The following is a 15,392-nucleotide window of genomic DNA, read 5'->3' on the forward strand; positions in this document are numbered from 1 at the left end:
TCGCGGAAAGCGATCAGTCGCGAGCCCAGGTGATCTCGTCACGACTGGCCCGCTCACGACTCGTGCCCGCGGACGAGACGTCCCCGGGGGCGTGGGAGGCGCGACCGAACGCGGTCATGGTGGTGGCCTCCCAATGAGGCGGGATCTGGAACTCGGCGGCGAGCGCGTCGCGATCGAATGCCCGGAATTGGTGCGCGTCGAGTCCGAGATGAAGGCCCTGGACAGTCATGTGGGCGACGGCCTGGCCGAGGTCGTAGCCGGCGAACTCCGAGTACGCCCAGTCCGCGGTCCCCTCGACCAGCACCTGCGTGCAGTTCACCACCAGCAGCGACGCATCGGGCGCCCACATCGATGAACTCCGCGCGAGATGCGGCACGAGCCGCCGGTGGATCTCATCACCCCGGCGAGCGACGAGGAACATCCAGGGCTGGCCGTTCCCCGCAGACGGCGCCATCCGCGCCGCATCCAGCAGCGAATCGACGTGCGCGGCGCCGATCTCGAACTCCGGGTCGAATCCCACCGGACTGAATCTGCCGGCCAGCGCCGGGTGCACAGCGGGAGCGGCCGGGACCTCGCAGATCGTCATACGTCCAGTCTGGCGCGGACTACGCCGGCACTGCCGAGGTCTTCATGACGAGCAGCTGCGGATCCGTCAGATCCAGCGACACTCGGATCGACGCGAACTCCGCGAGCGACGACACGTGCGTGCCGCCGCAGAGGATCGATGCGGTGCCCTCGGGCAGCCCGCACACCCAGCGGCGGCGATCCACGATCGTCTCGCCGTCGACCTCGATCCGGCTCGATGCGCCGGACGCCACCCAGGCGGCGAGCTGCGCGTTGATCCGCTCCTCGCGTTCCGCCAGAGACGCGGCGAAACCCTCGGTATCGAACCCCGCCTTGCGCAGGCTCTTGCCGAGCCGGTACTCGTCGACCGAGCCGCCCTCGTCGATGAAGCTCGTCTGGTTCGCGCGGCCCTCGAAATCGGGAGTGCCGAGTGCATCGGATCCGGGATCCTTGCGCCACAGATCCGCGACCGCGAGATCCAGAGCCAGCGAGGCGAGGTGACAGGCGGTGTGCCCGCGGCTCAGCCCCGCACGACGCTCCGCATCGACCGTCGCCTCGGCCGAGGCGCCCGCCGCGAGCGCCGAAGGAACGGCCTCGACCCGGTGCCCGACGAGCCACGTCCAGCCCTCGGCACCGCGCTTGACCGGGATGTCCGCACCGACCGCGACCTCGCCCTCGTCGCTCACCGCCGCCATGACCGCTTCGGTCACCGCGACCTCGACGTCATCCACGCGCAGCGCACCCCGATCGCCCGGCTGATCCGGCCAGATGTGGTCGACGGGGTGGAACGGAGTACGGTCCAGCACGACCACCGCTCCGCCCTCCGCCGGATGCACGCCCACGACGCGCGCCGACTCGACGAGGGACCCCGAGGGGAAGGTGACGACGGTGCTGTGCGACACGGAGACTCCAGACAAGGTGACGGGGAACGCCGCGACGTCAGTGCGACGGCGGGATGGTGAAGCTGGCCAGGAGGCCGTCGGAGACCACGAAGGTCCCGTCCGACTCGCCACTGAAGACGCTGCTGCGCCAGCCGAAGCGGATCCGGGTCGTGTCGCCGTCGGTGTCCGCGGACAGAACCGTCATGCGGGCGCCGGCGCCGATCGCGTCGGACCCGGCCCAGGCGCGCACGCCCTCGGGGCTCGCCTTGACGGTGCCCCAGTCGCTGACGAAACCGTCCGGCGTGAAGGCGGCGACGAACGCCTCGGTGTCGGCATCGTTGATGGCGTCGACCATGCGCTGCACGGCAACAGGAAGCTGGCTCATGATTCCTCCTCGGAAAGGTCCCACTCTGTCACGCGGCCCTCCGCAGAGGCCTCGCGCTACGGGGTGCCCCTCAGCTGGTGACGACCTGCGCGGTGCCGAGCGGCGCGTTCGGACCCATCTCGTCGGCGATGCGGTTCGCCTCCTCGATGAGGGTCGCGACGATGTCTTCCTCTGGCACGGTCTTGATGACCTCGCCCTTGACGAAGATCTGCCCCTTGCCGTTGCCGGAGGCGACGCCGAGGTCGGCCTCGCGGGCCTCGCCAGGACCGTTCACGACACAGCCCATGACGGCCACGCGCAGCGGCACGGTCATGTCCTTGAGGCCCTCGGTGACGTTCTCGGCGAGCGTGTAGACGTCGACCTGCGCCCGCCCGCAGGAGGGGCAGGACACGATCTCGAGCTTGCGCTCGCGCAGGTTCAGCGACTGCAGGATCTGGTGACCGACCTTGACCTCCTCGGCGGGAGGCGCGGACAGCGAGACGCGGATCGTGTCGCCGATGCCCTCGCCGAGCAGGATCCCGAAGGCGGTCGCCGACTTGATCGTGCCCTGGAACGCCGGACCAGCCTCGGTCACGCCGAGGTGCAGCGGCCAGTCGCCCATCGCGGCGAGCAGACGGTAGGCCTTCACCATGACGACGGGGTCGTTGTGCTTGACCGAGATCTTGAAGTCATGGAAGTCGTGCTCCTCGAACAGCGACGCCTCCCAGCGCGCGCTCTCGGCGAGCGCCTCGGGAGTGGCCTTGCCGTACTTCTCGAGCAGGCGCGGGTCGAGCGAGCCCGCGTTCACGCCGATGCGCAACGAGACGCCCGCATCCTTCGCGGCCTTCGCGATCGCGCCGACCTGATCGTCGAACTTGCGGATGTTGCCCGGGTTCACGCGCACCGCAGCACAGCCGGCATCGATCGCCTGGAACACGTACTTCGGCTGGAAGTGGATGTCCGCGATGACCGGGATCTGGCTCTTCTTCGCGATGATGTGCAGCACGTCGGCATCGTCCTGCGACGGCACCGCCACGCGCACGATCTCGCAGCCGGAGGCCGTGAGCTCGGCGATCTGCTGCAGCGTCCCGTTGATATCGGTGGTCTTCGTGGTCGTCATCGACTGCACGCTGACGGGAGCACCGCCGCCGACGAGCACCTTGCCGACCTTGATCTGGCGGCTCTTGCGTCGCGGGGCGAGGACGTCGGGGATCCGGGGCATCCCCAGGTTCACAGCTGGCACGTCATCCAGGGTACCCGTGCGCAGCTGGACAGGATCCGTGTGGTAGTTTCGGCGCATGTCCGTGAACCGCTCTTGGTGGCCCGCCTCTTAGGCGGAGAGTTCGCGACCCACGATCCAGACCGCCTTCCGGGGCGGTCTTGTCGTTTCTGCCGCGTCGGATCCCTCTTTCAGGAGAACCCTCAATGACCACCGCCGACCGGATCCACGCCCTCGATTCGTCCTTCGTCCTGCTCGCCCGTGAGGGCTCGGACAACGTCGAGCTGCTCACCGGCGAGATCGTCGACGTGACGAACCTCGCCGACATCCCCCTGGGCACCGGCGGCGAGCGCCGCGAGGTGTTCTCGCTCGTCCCCTATCGCCAGGTCCGCGAGCGCGGCTTCGAGGCGCAGGACGACGGCGCCCCGCTGCGCTGCCTGATCGTGGACGAGCACCTGCACCTGCCCGCGGACGAGGTGCGCGCGGCGCTGCCCGCGGATCCGATCCCGCTGCACGACGGCGGCTTCGACCTCAGCGACGAGGAGTACGCCACGATCGTCGAGCGCGTGATCGCCGACGAGATCGGGCGCGGCGAGGGTGCGAACTTCGTGATCCGCCGCGACTACACCGCCCGCATCGACACGACGGTCCCTGACGCGGAGCGCACGGCGGCGCTCACCTGGTTCCGAGCACTGCTGGAGCACGAGCGCGGCGCGTACTGGACGTTCGCGGTCGTCACCCCCGGCGTGGTCGCGGTCGGCGCGAGCCCCGAGGCGCACGTCGTCGCCCAGGGCGGCGTCGTGACCATGAACCCCATCTCCGGCACGTTCCGACACCCCGCGGGCGGGTCGACCACGGCGGCGCTGGGCGAGTTCCTCTCCTCGACGAAGGAGACCGAGGAACTGTTCATGGTGGTCGACGAGGAGCTCAAGATGATGAGCGCCGTCTGCTCCGACGGCGGTCGGATCACCGGCCCGCACCTCAAGCAGATGTCGCGACTCACGCACACCGAGTACATGCTCCGCGGCAGCAGCCGGCTGGATCCGCGCGACATCCTGCGCGAGACCATGTTCGCGCCGACCGTGACCGGATCTCCGATGCAGAACGCGTGCACGGTGATCCGCCGGCACGAGCGCAAGCCTCGTGGCTACTACTCCGGCGTGGCGGCGCTCTTCACGCCGAACGACGCAGGCGGCCACGACCTGGACGCGCCGATCCTCATCCGGACCGTGTACCTCAAGGACGGCGAGGTCAGCGTGCCGGTCGGCGCCACGCTCGTGCGCCACTCCGATCCGGCCGGCGAGGTCGGCGAGACCCACGGCAAGGCCGCGGGCGTGCTGGGTGCGATCGGCGCCGTCGCGCGCGACACTGCCGCCGAGGCCCGTGAGGATGCCGATGCGCCCGGGTCCGGGGCGACCCCGGCCGACGATCCCGCGATCCAGGCTCTGCTCGCCTCTCGCAACGCCCGCCTCGCCGAGTTCTGGATCAACCCGCAGGACGGCGGCACCGAGGCGTCGACGGCTTCGCCCTTCGCCGGGCGCACGGCCGTGGTCGTGGACGCCGAGGACCGCTTCACCACGATGCTCGCGCACCAGTTGCGCCACCTCGGACTCGAGGTGCGGATCCAGCCGTGGGCGGAGGCCGACGACGCCGAGATCGACGCCGCCGACCTGCTCATCGCCGGCCCCGGCCCCGGCGACCCCAGGGACGACTCCTCGCCGCGCATCGCCCGGATGCGCGCGCTCGTGGCACGCCGCCGCGAGACGGCGCGCCCGTTGCTCGCGGTGTGCCTCAGCCACCAGATCCTCGCGGACTCGCTCGGGATCGAGCTGGCGCCGCTCGCCAGTCCGCACCAGGGTCTGCAGAAGGCGGTGCCGGTGTTCGGCGAGGACGCCTCCATCGGCTTCTACAACACGTTCACGGCGCGCGTCGCCCCCGGTACGACGGAAGCCGGCGTCGCCGAGGTGTCCGCCGACGCCGCCTCAGGCGACGTCTACGCGCTGCGCGGCCCGGCGTTCGCCTCCGTGCAGGGCCACCTGGAGTCGATCCTGTCCCGCGACGGCATGACGACCCTGGAACGCCTGGTCGGACACGCCCTGAGCTGAAGACTCAGCCGATCGACACCGGGTTGAACAGGTCGGCGACGAGCAGCAGGCCGCCCATGCCGACGAGCAGCGCGGCCACGACGATCGTCAACGGCACGAGCCGGGTGGCGTCGACGGGCTTGGGCTTCGGACGCCCGGCCACCTTGGCCCAGGCGCGCTTCAACCCGTCCCACAGCGCGACCACGATGTGCCCGCCGTCGAGGGGCAGCAGCGGGATCAGGTTGAACACGAACAGCGCGATGTTCAGCGAGCCCATGAGGCTCAGCAGCACGGCGAAGCGGTTCAGCAGCGGCGCATCGGCCGCGGCCACCTCGCCGGCGATGCGGCCGACGCCGATCACGCTGAGCGGCCCGTTCGGATCCCGCGGGGTGCCGGTGACGAGTGAGACGCCCACGTCCCACAGCCGCACCGGCAGGTTGCCGATGAGCTGCACGACGGATCCGGTGTTCGCCATCGCCTGATCGAAACCGGCGGACAGCGGCTGCTGCACGTAGGCGAGCTGCGCGCCGACTCCGGCGTAGCCGACCGTGTGCATCACCGCATTGCCCTTGTCGTCCACGACCGCGCGCCCGTTGGCATCCGCCTCCTGCCGCTGGGCGGCGACAGGGGTCAGCTGCAGCGTGAGCCGGGATCCGTCGCGCTCGACGACGAGCGGGAGGGCCTTGCCTGGCGAGGCCTGGATGATCGCGCTGGCCTCGGCGAAGGTGCTGACGACCTTCCCGTCGACCGAGACGATCCTGTCCCCCGGCTTCACGCCGGCCTGCGCCGCGGGGGCCACCGGATCCGATGCGGAGCACGAGGTCTGCGTGGATCCGGCGGGCAGCACGCACTCCGAGACCGAGGCGATCGTGGTCGTGCCCTGCTGCAGCCCGATGCCGCTCAGCAGCACCGTGAACGTGACGACCGCGAGGACCAGGTTCATGAACGGGCCGCCGAACATGACGATGACCCGCTTCCACACCGGCAGCAGGTAGAAGACGCGGCTCGCGCGCTCGGGGTCGATCGTCTCGTCGTTCGCGGCCCTCGCGTCCTGGATGAGGGTGCGGAAGGCGCCGCGCGATCGGCTCCGCCCTCCGTCGTCGCCCTGATCGCCGGGCGAAGGCGGGTACATGCCGGACATGGAGATGAAGCCGCCGATCGGCAGCGCCTTGACGCCGTACTCGGTCTCGCCGATCTTCTTCGAGAAGAGCCGCGGCCCGAAGCCGATCATGTACTGACCGACGTGCACGCCGAACAGCTTGGCGGGAACGAGATGCCCGAGCTCGTGCAGGGCGATCGAGACACCGAGCCCGACCAGCACGAACAGCAGGCCGCCGATGTATAGCAGGATCTCCACCCCGCCACGTTACCGGTGCCGGGCTAGGAAACGGCCGTGCCGGAGCTGTGCACTCGCCAGGATCCAGCGGATCCGGTCCGGTGCCTCACGCCTGGGCGGCGATCATCCGGTCTGCGGTCGCCCGGGCCCATGCCTCGGCGGCGGCCAGGGACTCGACCGTGAGCTCGTCGGGCGGCTCGTGGGCGTCGACGACGCGCTGGATCGTGTCGACGATCGCGAGGAAGCTCAGCCGCCCCTCGTGGAACGCGTTCACGGCCTGCTCGTTCGCGGCGTTGTAGACGGCCGGGAAGGTGCGCCCGGCGCGGCCGACGTGCTTCGCCAGGGCGACCGACGGGAAGGCCGCGTTGTCGAGGGGTTCGAAAGTCCAGCTCGCGGCCTTGGTCCAGTCGATCGGCCGTCCGACGCCGCCCACACGATTCGGCCAATCCAGCCCCAGCGAGATGGGCAGGCGCATGTCGGGCGGGGATGCCTGCGCGATCGTGGATCCGTCCACGAACTCCACCATCGAGTGCACGATCGACTGCGGATGCACGACGACCTCGATCCGCTCGTAGTCCACGTCGAACAGCAGGTGCGCCTCGATGACCTCGAGGCCCTTGTTCACCAGCGTCGCCGAGTTCGTGGTGACCATGCGTCCCATGTCCCAGGTGGGGTGCGCGAGCGCCTCCGCGGGGGTGACCGCGGCCATCTCCTCGCGGGACCGGCCGCGGAAAGGCCCTCCGGACGCGGTCACGACGAGCCTGCGGACCTCCTGCTTCGTCCCGGAACGCAGCGCCTGCGCGAGCGCGGAGTGCTCGGAGTCGACGGGCACGATCTGGCCGGGTGCGGCGAGCGCGGTCACGAGGGAGCCCCCGACGATCAGCGACTCCTTGTTGGCGAGCGCCAGAGTGCGGCCGGCCTTCAGCGCGGCGAGGGTCGACCCGAGCCCGATGGATCCGGTGATCGCGTTGAGCACCACGTCGGCCTCGACGTCGCGGACCAGCTGTTCTGCCTCGTCGGCGCCGAGAGCCGTGTCCTCCACGCCGAACTCCTCGGCCTGCTGCTGCAGCAGCTCCGCCTGCGTGCCCGCGGCGAGCCCGACCAGCTCGAAGCGATCCGGATTCGCCCTGATCACGTCGAGAGCCTGAGTGCCGATGGAGCCGGTGGAGCCGAGGACGAGGACGCGACGCATGGCCTCAGCCTAGGCCGTATGCCCTCGAACGAAACGGGGCCCGCCACGTCGCGCGACGTGGCGGGCCCCGATCAGGTCAGGAAGCGGTCACTGCGCCGGCGTCGCCGCCGGAACCGTGCCGAGGATGTCGATCACGAACACGAGCGTCGAGTTGGCGGGGATGGATCCGGAGGCCTGGGCGCCGTAGCCGTCGGCCGGCGGGATCACGACCAGCACCTGCGAGCCCACCTTCTGACCCTCGAGCGCCTTCTTGAAGCCCGCGACGACACCGGTCGTCGGGAACTGCGCGGGGGTGCCGCGCTTCCAGCTGGAGTCGAACTCCTTGCCGTCGGCCCAGGTCACGCCGCGGTACTGCACGATGGCCTGGTCGCCGCTGGCCACGGTCGGCCCATCGCCCTGCTTCAGCTGGGCGATCTTCGTCTCGGTCGGCGGGTCGGCCTTCGGGATCGTGATCTCAGGCGCGCCGTCCTTGGCGAGCTTGACGCCGGGCATTCCGTCGACCGGAGCCACGTCCTTGCCCGTGGCGACCGTCGGCAGCTTCTTGATCGACTGGGCGTAGACGACGACGGCCTTGCCGCCGTCGCCGAACATCTTGCCGGGGACCGCCATCACGACCGAGGAGCCGAGGGGCTGGCAGCCGAGCGCAACGACGAAGAGCGACTGCTGCTGCGGATCCAGAAGCACCGGCAGCTGGTCGTCCGCCTGACGCGCGCTGGAGTCGAGCACGGTGTTGTCGGCCGCGTTGACGATCCGGTACTGCGCGGAGACGAGGTCGCCGGACTTCACTTCCTCGCCGTCGCCCTTCTTCACGATCGTGCGCTCGACGGAGGCGGCGGCATCGACGTCCGTGCCAGACGGCACCGTGACCTTCAGGTCCTTGCCCTCGCCCTCGACCTTGACGGCGTCGGAGGTCTTGCCCGGCTTTGCGTCGAGCAGGCACGACGACGACGCGGACGGGGACGGCGAAGCGGAGGGGTTCCCGGCGCCGGCGCAGCCGGAGATCAGGAGTGCCGTCGCTGCGACGGCGGAGAGAGCAGCGGCAAGGCGGATGCGCACGGAGGACCTCGAGACGTAGAGACGAACCCGCCTATCCTGCCCTATCGGGCTTTGCCGCCGCTGGGAGGCGGGGAGATCCGCCCCGCCGCTCCGCCACGCGAGCCCATTCCGATCGCGGAATGGATCCTGATCTAGCCTTGTCTGGTGACCCCGGAACCCGAACCCGCAGCGTCTGCGGCTCGCGACGAAGCCGTCGCGGATCAGCACCAGGCCGAAGACGAAGAACTGCATCGGGCCGGGGCGACCTACCTGCTCGGCCGGATGATCCTGATCCCGCTCACGCGGCTCATCTACCGCCCTCGTATCGAGGGCCGCGCGAACGTGCCGATGGACGGGCCGATCATCATCGCGTCGAACCACCTCTCCTTCATCGACTCGATCGCGATCCCCGTCGCAGCGCCCCGCCGCGTGCACTTCCTCGCGAAGTCGAGCTACTTCGAGGGCACGAGTCTCAAGGGCCGCTTCGTGGCGAACTTCATGCGCGCGGTCGGCGCGATCCCGGTGCGCCGGGGCGCGGGGCAGGCGGCGCTGGACGCGCTGGACGCGCAGCGGAAGCTGCTGGACCAGGGACTCGCGGTCGCTCTCTACCCCGAGGGCACGCGGTCGACCGACGGCCGCCTCTACAAGGGACGCACGGGCGTCGCCTTCCTCGCCCTGCAGACGGGCGCGAAGGTCGTGCCGGTCGGCGTGATCGGCACCGACAAGGCGATGCCCGTCGGCGCGAGCATGCCCAAGATCGGCTCGAAGGTCACGATCCGCTTCGGCGAGCCGCTCGACCTCTCGCATCACGGCGCCGCGAACTCCGGCCGCGCCCGCCGCGGCGCGACCGACGAGATCATGGCGGCGATCCACGCGCTGAGCGAGCAGGAGCTCGCCGGCGTCTACAACGAGGTGCCGGCGCAGGGCACGATCGAGAAGATCAAGCAGGCCCTGCCCCACGAGCGGCGCTGACCGCGCGGATCACGCCCTGTGCACGACCGGATCCGCGACCAGGATCGTCGCCTCGTGGTGCACCGGGAACGACACCGAGTTCGCGATGAAGCACCAGGCGTTGGCCTGCGCATGCGCGGCCTCGGCGGCCGCGCGCATGGACTCCTCGGCGATGGTCACCACCGGATGCAGCGTCACCTCGGTGAAGGCGCCGCCTCCGCGCCCGTCCTCCTGCATCGTGCCGGTGGCCTCGTCGCGGTAGTCGACGACGACGACACCCGCCGTCACACAGGCGTGCAGATAGCTCAGCAGATGGCACTCGCTGAGCGCCGCGAGCAGCATGTCCTCGGGGTTCCAGCGGGTGGGATCCCCGCGGAAAGGCTTGTCGGAGGATGCCAGCAGATCCGGTTTGCCCTCGACGCTGACCGTGCTCGCGCGGTCGTAATCGCGATAGCCCGAGGTACCGGTGCCCCTGTTCCCTGTCCAGGTGGTGCGGAGGGCGTAGTGATGCGTGCCGAGGGTCATGGATCCATCGTGCCAGGATCCCGCCCGCCAGGGTCGAAATGCGCCTGTCGGCCATGCGCGCGCCCACTAGGCTGGCACTCGTGGTGCAGACTCTGACCGTCCAGGATGCCGTGGAACTCGCCGTCGTCGAACGGAACGGATTCATCGAATCCCGCCACATCGGAGCAGCCGTCGTGCTCTCCCCGGAGGGCGAGGTCGTGGTCCGCCACGGCAACTCCGACGCGCTGGTGCTGCCCCGCTCCAGTCTGAAGCCGCTGCAGGCGATCGCGTGCCTCACCGCCGGCGCCCCGCTCGAGGGCGAGCAGCTCGGACTCGCCACGGCGAGCCACAACGGCACCGACCGGCACGTCGCCGTGGTGCGCGAGATCCTCGCGGCGGGCGGACTCACCGAGGACGACCTGGGCTGCCCCGCGGACTGGCCCGGCGATTCGGCGACCAGGGACGAGCTCGTGCGCGATCACGCCGGCAAGGCGCGCATCCGGATGAACTGCTCCGGCAAGCACGCCACGATGCTGCGCGCCTGCATCGCGAACGGCTGGCCGACCGCCGGCTACCTCGACCTGGATCATCCCCTGCAGGTGCACATCAAGGACGTCGTGGAGCGGCTCAGCGGCGAGCGCATCGCGGCCACGGCCATCGACGGCTGCGGCGCCCCCGTACACGCCATCACGCTCACCGGTCTCGCCAGGGCCGTGCATCGCATCGGCACCGCCTCGGAGCGCTCTCCGTTCGCGCTGCACCGCGTCGCCGGCGCACTGGTGCGCACGGTGCGGGAGAACCCGTGGACGATCGAAGGTCCAGGCCGCCCCGACACCATCGCGATCGAGAAGCTCGGCGTGTTCGCGAAGCACGGCGCGGAGGGCGTGATGGTGATGGTCGCCCCGAACGGTGCCACGGTCGCCCTGAAGATGCTCGACGGCTCCGGCCGCGCGGCGACGATCGTCGCCGCCACTCTGCTCGCCCGTGCGGGCGCGCTGACCGACGCGCAGGTGGAAAGCCTCGCCTCGGCCCTTCCACTTGCCGTCCTCGGAGGCGGCAGCGGCGTGGGGGCCATCCGCCCCGGCGCCGGAATCTGAGCGCCCCCAAAAGGGGCCGTACCCGTCATAGGGAAGGAAAGGAGCCACGATGAGGATCTCTGTCCCCAGCGAGGTGAAGAACAACGAGTTCCGCGTCGCCCTCACGCCCGCCGGCGTGCACGATCTCGTGCAGGCCGGTCATGAGGTCTTCGTGCAGTCCGGCGCCGGTGCCGGCTCCTCGATGTCGGATGCCGACTACGTGGAGGCGGGAGCGACGATGCTCGACGACGCCGACGAGGTCTGGGCCCGCGCCGAGCTGGTGCTGAAGGTGAAGGAGCCGATCGCCAGCGAGTACCACCGCTTCCGCAGCGACCTGGTGCTGTTCACGTATCTGCACCTCGCCGCCGACCGCCCGCTCACCGACCGGCTCGCCGAGTCGGGTATGACCGCGATCGCCTACGAGACCGTGCAGCTGGCCTCTGGCGCGCTGCCGCTGCTCGCCCCGATGAGCGAGGTCGCGGGCCGTCTCGCGCCACTGGTCGGCGCGAACACCCTGATGCGCTCGCACGGCGGCCTCGGCCTGCTGATGTCGGGCGTCCCCGGAACGCGCCCCGCCACCGTGACGGTGATCGGCGGCGGCGTCGCGGGTGCGAACGCCGCCGTGATCGCGGCGGGCATGGGCGCGGATGTGACCATCTTCGACACCAACATCGCCCGGCTGCGCTACCTCGACGACTTCTTCGGCGGCCGGGTGAAGACGGCGGCGTCGAACCCGCTCGATCTGCGTCGTGCGGTCGTGAACTCGGACCTCGTCATCGGATCGGTGCTGATCCCGGGTGCGAAGGCGCCGAAGCTGGTCACGAACGACATGGTCGCCGAGATGCGTCCCGGCAGCGTGCTCGTGGACATCGCGGTGGACCAGGGCGGCTGCTTCGAGGACACGCACCCGACCACGCATGACGACCCCACGTTCCGCGTGCACGACACCGTGTTCTACTGCGTGGCGAATATGCCGGGCGCTGTGCCGAACACGTCCACCTCGGCGCTCACCAATGCGACCCTGCCGTACGTGAGGCAGATCGCGGGGCGCGGCTGGCAGGCGGCGCTGCGCGCAGATGCCGCTCTCGCCGGCGGTCTCAACGTGACCGGCGGCAAGATCGCCAGCGCCGGCGTGGCCACCGCGCACGACCTGCCCCTCACGCCGCTGGACGAGCTGCTGGACTGAGTCCGCCCCGCGGGGCGGGCAGGATCACCCTGGACGGTCGGCCGTCCTGATCGATGGTCCACGCCCGCCCCGCGTGCGGCGCCGCATAGGGCGGCAGTTCGCGGACGCCGGCGAGCAGACGCAGGTCCCGTGCGGCTTCGGCGAGCACCACGACCTCGCCGGCGCGGACGACCCGCTGCCAGAGCGCGAACTGACGCTGCCAGGCATCGCCGTCGCCGACCAGCACGAGGAGACCCGCCGGCTCCCGTTCCCGATGCGCGGAGCGCCCTCTCCGTTCGTCCGTCCCGCAGGCCGTCGCGCCGGCCGTCCCGATGTCCGTCCCGCCGTCCGCGCGGATCCCTCCGTCCTCCGCCGCGCCGCCGGTCAGCCCCGCCCCACCCGGCAGCACGAGCGGGCCTCCCTCCCCGAGCATCTGCACCGCGGCGCGTCCGAAGCGCGCGGCGAGTGCGTCCGCCGTGCGCGACGGCACCGTACTCACCACGCCGACGAGCGGCGCGCGCGGCTCCCACTGCGGGGTGCCAGCGCGAGGGGTCGCGCCGCGGCGCCGCAGTGCCGGAGAAGTGGCCTCCCTGCTCTCCGCTTCCGGCAGCACGAACTGCACCTCCGCGCCGCCCAGTCGAGCGCGCCCCGGTGGACGGTCGGGATCGTATGCTCCGGGCTCGCCTCCGGCGGTGAGGTGCTCTGCGCGGCTCGGGGCGCACAGCAGGGCGCGCTCCGGCAGCAGATCCGCGAGGACGGCGACCTGGCCTGTGCACCGTGAGGCGCTGAGGAGCACCGTGCCGTGCTCCGCGGCGAGGCGGACGACACGCTGCAGCCGCTCCGCCCAGGCGGAGGCGTACTCGAGTGGGAAGGCCGCGAGGCGCCGGTCCACATCGTCGACCGCCAGCAGCGTCGGCACGAGACGATACCCTTCCGCGATCTCGTCGATCACCGACCACGCCTGCTCGGGGTCCGAGGACAGCAGCACCCCGTCCGGCGCCTGCGCAACGGCCGCCCGCAGGACGCTGCTCTTCCCGCTCCCCGGCCCGCCGAACACCGTGAGCCCTCGGTCCTCGCCGAGGCGGAGCGTGCGCGGCGTCTGCCGCTGCTGCTCCGGCTCGTCTGCGAGCCCGAGCACGATCTCCCCGGGCCGTGCCGCAGGCAGGGCGTCCCGACCCAGCCGCCGCGGCAGGGTTGGCTGCCAGGGGCTCGGCACGCGCGGCGCGCTGCGCCAGCGGCTCGAGAGCTCCGCGAGGTCCTCCGCGCCGGTCCGCGCGACGCGGAACGCAGACGGAGCCGCGTCCTGAGGGCGGAGCAGGTACGCGAGGCCGCGCCCTCCGGTGTCGCCCGGCAGCCGGGCCGCCGCGTCGCTGCCGATCATCGCCCTGCTGTCCGCCGGATCCGTGACGCGCAAGGCGATCCGGAGCGGGCAGTTCGCCGCCAGCGCATCGCGGATCACCCCGGTGGCGCGCTGCGTGCCGAGGATCAGGTGCACGCCGAGCGCGCGCCCGCGGGCGGCGATGTCCGTGAACACGGCCGCCAGATCCGGATGCTCCTGCAGCAGTGCCGCGAACTCGTCGACGACGATCACCAGACGGCCGAGCGCTCCCCCGGTCTCCGCAACATCGCGGGCCCCGACCCCCGCGAGGATGCCCTCCCTGCGCCGCAGCTCGGCTCGCAGGCTCCGCACGCCGCGTTCGGCTCCCGCGGCGTCGAGGTCGGTGATCACGGCGGCGACGTGCGGCAGCACGCGCAGCCGTTCGAAGGCCGTGCCGCCCTTGAAATCGGCCAGCACGAATCCCACCTGCTCCGGGGAGTGCGCGGCGGCCAGCGCCGCGACCCAGCTCACCAGGAGTTCGCTCTTGCCCGCTCCGGTGACGCCGGTGACGAGCGCATGCGGCCCGTCGTCGACGAGATCGAGTGCGACGAGCCCGGCGGCATCCCGCCCGATCCCCGTCCACAAGCCCTCCGCGACCGCAGGACGAGGTCCGGCACCGCCGCCCGATTCTCCGTCCGACGTGAGCGGCAGCACGTCGCGCAGCGCCACCGCCGCAGGGATCGTCTCCTCCTCCCCCTGTTCCCGCGCCAGGCGATGCACGATCGCTTCCGCCTGTTCGCGCGAGACGCCCTCTGCACGACAGCCGCGAGTGCCCTCCGGAGTGCTCAGCAGAGCGGAACCGGGCTCGGCGACGTCGAGCACCGCGTGATAGCCCACCGGCGGCGATGTCCCGGCGGCGATGAGGCAGAGTCTGGGTCCGAAGGGCGCAGTTCGCTGCGCGCCGACATGCACGGCGCCAGAGCCGTGCGGGCTGAGACGGGCCTGCGGCAGTTCGTCCAGCCCGAGCGCGGCGACGCCATCGCCCTCGAGTCGGATCGCGCCGCTCGCGTGCCGAAGACACAGTTGCAGCACCAGCGCTCTCGCCACAGCCGCGGCGATCGGCGCCGGGCCTCGCACGCAGAGGCCGGCGGAGAGAAGCACCGTCACGGGCACTCCCGGCAGACGCCGATGCCGGCCGCGGAACGCATCGGCCCGTTCTCCACCGCCGCTGAACCGCAGCGACGAGGACCCCTCTCCTCGACCCACCGCGATCTCGACGGTCTCCGCGAGGGCGACCGGGCGCGTCGGCGGATCCGTCAGGCAGGCGGCGAGATCCGGCGTCGCCCGCAGTCGACGCCCGCGCTCGGTCGCCTCGTGTTCGGCCACGACCCGTTCGACCTGCGCCCACGCCCTCGCCTCGTCGGCTCGCGCGACGCGGACGGCACGGCGCCGCTGGCGAACCCCGTCCAGGAACGAGGCGAGGATCATGACGGGTCCGAGCGCGGCGAAGCTCAAGGACAGCGGCGAGCCGGTGACGGCGAAGAGGACGACGCCGGAGACCACCGGGACGATCGCAGCCAGCAGAGGGAGCGGGCCGCGCGGCGGAGCCACAGCGACGGCGGGGAGGACGATCGTCTCGGCGGGATCCATCCCGCCATCCCACCGCGAGCCGTCAACCAGTGGGAACGGCTCAGCGCAACCGG

At 71.2% G+C, this 15,392-nt stretch carries 13 protein-coding genes; 4 read left to right on the forward strand and 9 right to left on the reverse strand.

From position 1 onward, the window contains the following. Positions 1-13: 13 nt before the first annotated feature. From RS86_RS19100 to ispG, 4 genes are all read right to left on the reverse strand, one after another. Entirely contained in the window at positions 14-586 is a 573-nt protein-coding gene (locus RS86_RS19100; protein ID WP_045273851.1) for a nitroreductase family protein, read from the reverse strand. Between the two features lie 19 nt (positions 587-605). Next, on the reverse strand, positions 606-1,466 hold the full coding sequence (locus tag RS86_RS19105; RefSeq protein ID WP_045273852.1) for a hypothetical protein: 861 nt from the start codon (positions 1,464-1,466) through the stop codon (positions 606-608). 37 nt (positions 1,467-1,503) lie between these two features. Next, positions 1,504-1,830 carry a hypothetical protein gene (locus RS86_RS19110; protein ID WP_045273853.1) on the reverse strand — a complete coding sequence of 109 codons (327 nt, stop codon included), beginning with the start codon at positions 1,828-1,830 and terminating at the stop codon, positions 1,504-1,506. A 70-nt stretch (positions 1,831-1,900) separates the two neighbouring features. Continuing rightward, positions 1,901-3,052 (reverse strand): flavodoxin-dependent (E)-4-hydroxy-3-methylbut-2-enyl-diphosphate synthase, encoded by a 1,152-nt coding sequence (ispG, locus tag RS86_RS19115; protein WP_181158161.1) that lies wholly within the window; start codon positions 3,050-3,052, stop codon positions 1,901-1,903. Positions 3,053-3,234: 182 nt separating this feature from the next. Here ispG and RS86_RS19120 point away from each other — a divergent pair, with 182 nt between their 5' ends. Beyond that, entirely contained in the window at positions 3,235-5,133 is a 1,899-nt protein-coding gene (locus tag RS86_RS19120; protein WP_045273855.1) for a chorismate-binding protein, read from the forward strand. A 4-nt stretch (positions 5,134-5,137) separates the two neighbouring features. On the opposite strand, the gene RS86_RS19125 is transcribed toward RS86_RS19120, so the two are convergent. From RS86_RS19125 to RS86_RS19135, 3 genes are all read right to left on the reverse strand, one after another. Then, a complete protein-coding gene (locus tag RS86_RS19125; RefSeq protein ID WP_045273856.1) occupies positions 5,138-6,469 on the reverse strand; it encodes a M50 family metallopeptidase in 1,332 nt (443 codons plus the stop codon). 85 nt (positions 6,470-6,554) lie between these two features. Further along, positions 6,555-7,640: a 1-deoxy-D-xylulose-5-phosphate reductoisomerase gene (dxr, locus tag RS86_RS19130; RefSeq protein ID WP_045273857.1), complete on the reverse strand. Its 1,086-nt coding sequence runs from the start codon at positions 7,638-7,640 to the stop codon at positions 6,555-6,557. Positions 7,641-7,727: 87 nt separating this feature from the next. Then, positions 7,728-8,696 carry an FKBP-type peptidyl-prolyl cis-trans isomerase gene (locus RS86_RS19135; RefSeq protein ID WP_045273858.1) on the reverse strand — a complete coding sequence of 323 codons (969 nt, stop codon included), beginning with the start codon at positions 8,694-8,696 and terminating at the stop codon, positions 7,728-7,730. Positions 8,697-8,957: 261 nt separating this feature from the next. Here RS86_RS19135 and RS86_RS19140 point away from each other — a divergent pair, with 261 nt between their 5' ends. Next, the gene (locus RS86_RS19140) at positions 8,958-9,647 is read left to right on the forward strand and encodes a lysophospholipid acyltransferase family protein (protein WP_082076919.1); all 690 of its coding nucleotides are present in this window, start codon (positions 8,958-8,960) and stop codon (positions 9,645-9,647) included. Between the two features lie 9 nt (positions 9,648-9,656). Here the strand turns inward: RS86_RS19140 and RS86_RS19145 are convergent, their stop codons facing one another. Continuing rightward, positions 9,657-10,151 (reverse strand): OsmC family protein, encoded by a 495-nt coding sequence (locus tag RS86_RS19145; protein ID WP_045273859.1) that lies wholly within the window; start codon positions 10,149-10,151, stop codon positions 9,657-9,659. Positions 10,152-10,204: 53 nt separating this feature from the next. Here RS86_RS19145 and RS86_RS19150 point away from each other — a divergent pair, with 53 nt between their 5' ends. Then, positions 10,205-11,227: an asparaginase gene (locus tag RS86_RS19150; protein ID WP_045273991.1), complete on the forward strand. Its 1,023-nt coding sequence runs from the start codon at positions 10,205-10,207 to the stop codon at positions 11,225-11,227. 49 nt (positions 11,228-11,276) lie between these two features. Then, the gene (ald, locus tag RS86_RS19155; RefSeq protein WP_045273860.1) at positions 11,277-12,392 is read left to right on the forward strand and encodes an alanine dehydrogenase; all 1,116 of its coding nucleotides are present in this window, start codon (positions 11,277-11,279) and stop codon (positions 12,390-12,392) included. Here the strand turns inward: ald and RS86_RS19160 are convergent. Continuing rightward, positions 12,364-15,339 carry an FtsK/SpoIIIE domain-containing protein gene (locus RS86_RS19160; RefSeq protein ID WP_045273861.1) on the reverse strand — a complete coding sequence of 992 codons (2,976 nt, stop codon included), beginning with the start codon at positions 15,337-15,339 and terminating at the stop codon, positions 12,364-12,366. The genes ald and RS86_RS19160 overlap by 29 nt on opposite strands. Positions 15,340-15,392: the final 53 nt, after the last annotated feature.

This window comes from Microbacterium azadirachtae, from assembly GCF_000956505.1.
Classification (GTDB): domain Bacteria; phylum Actinomycetota; class Actinomycetes; order Actinomycetales; family Microbacteriaceae; genus Microbacterium; species Microbacterium azadirachtae_A.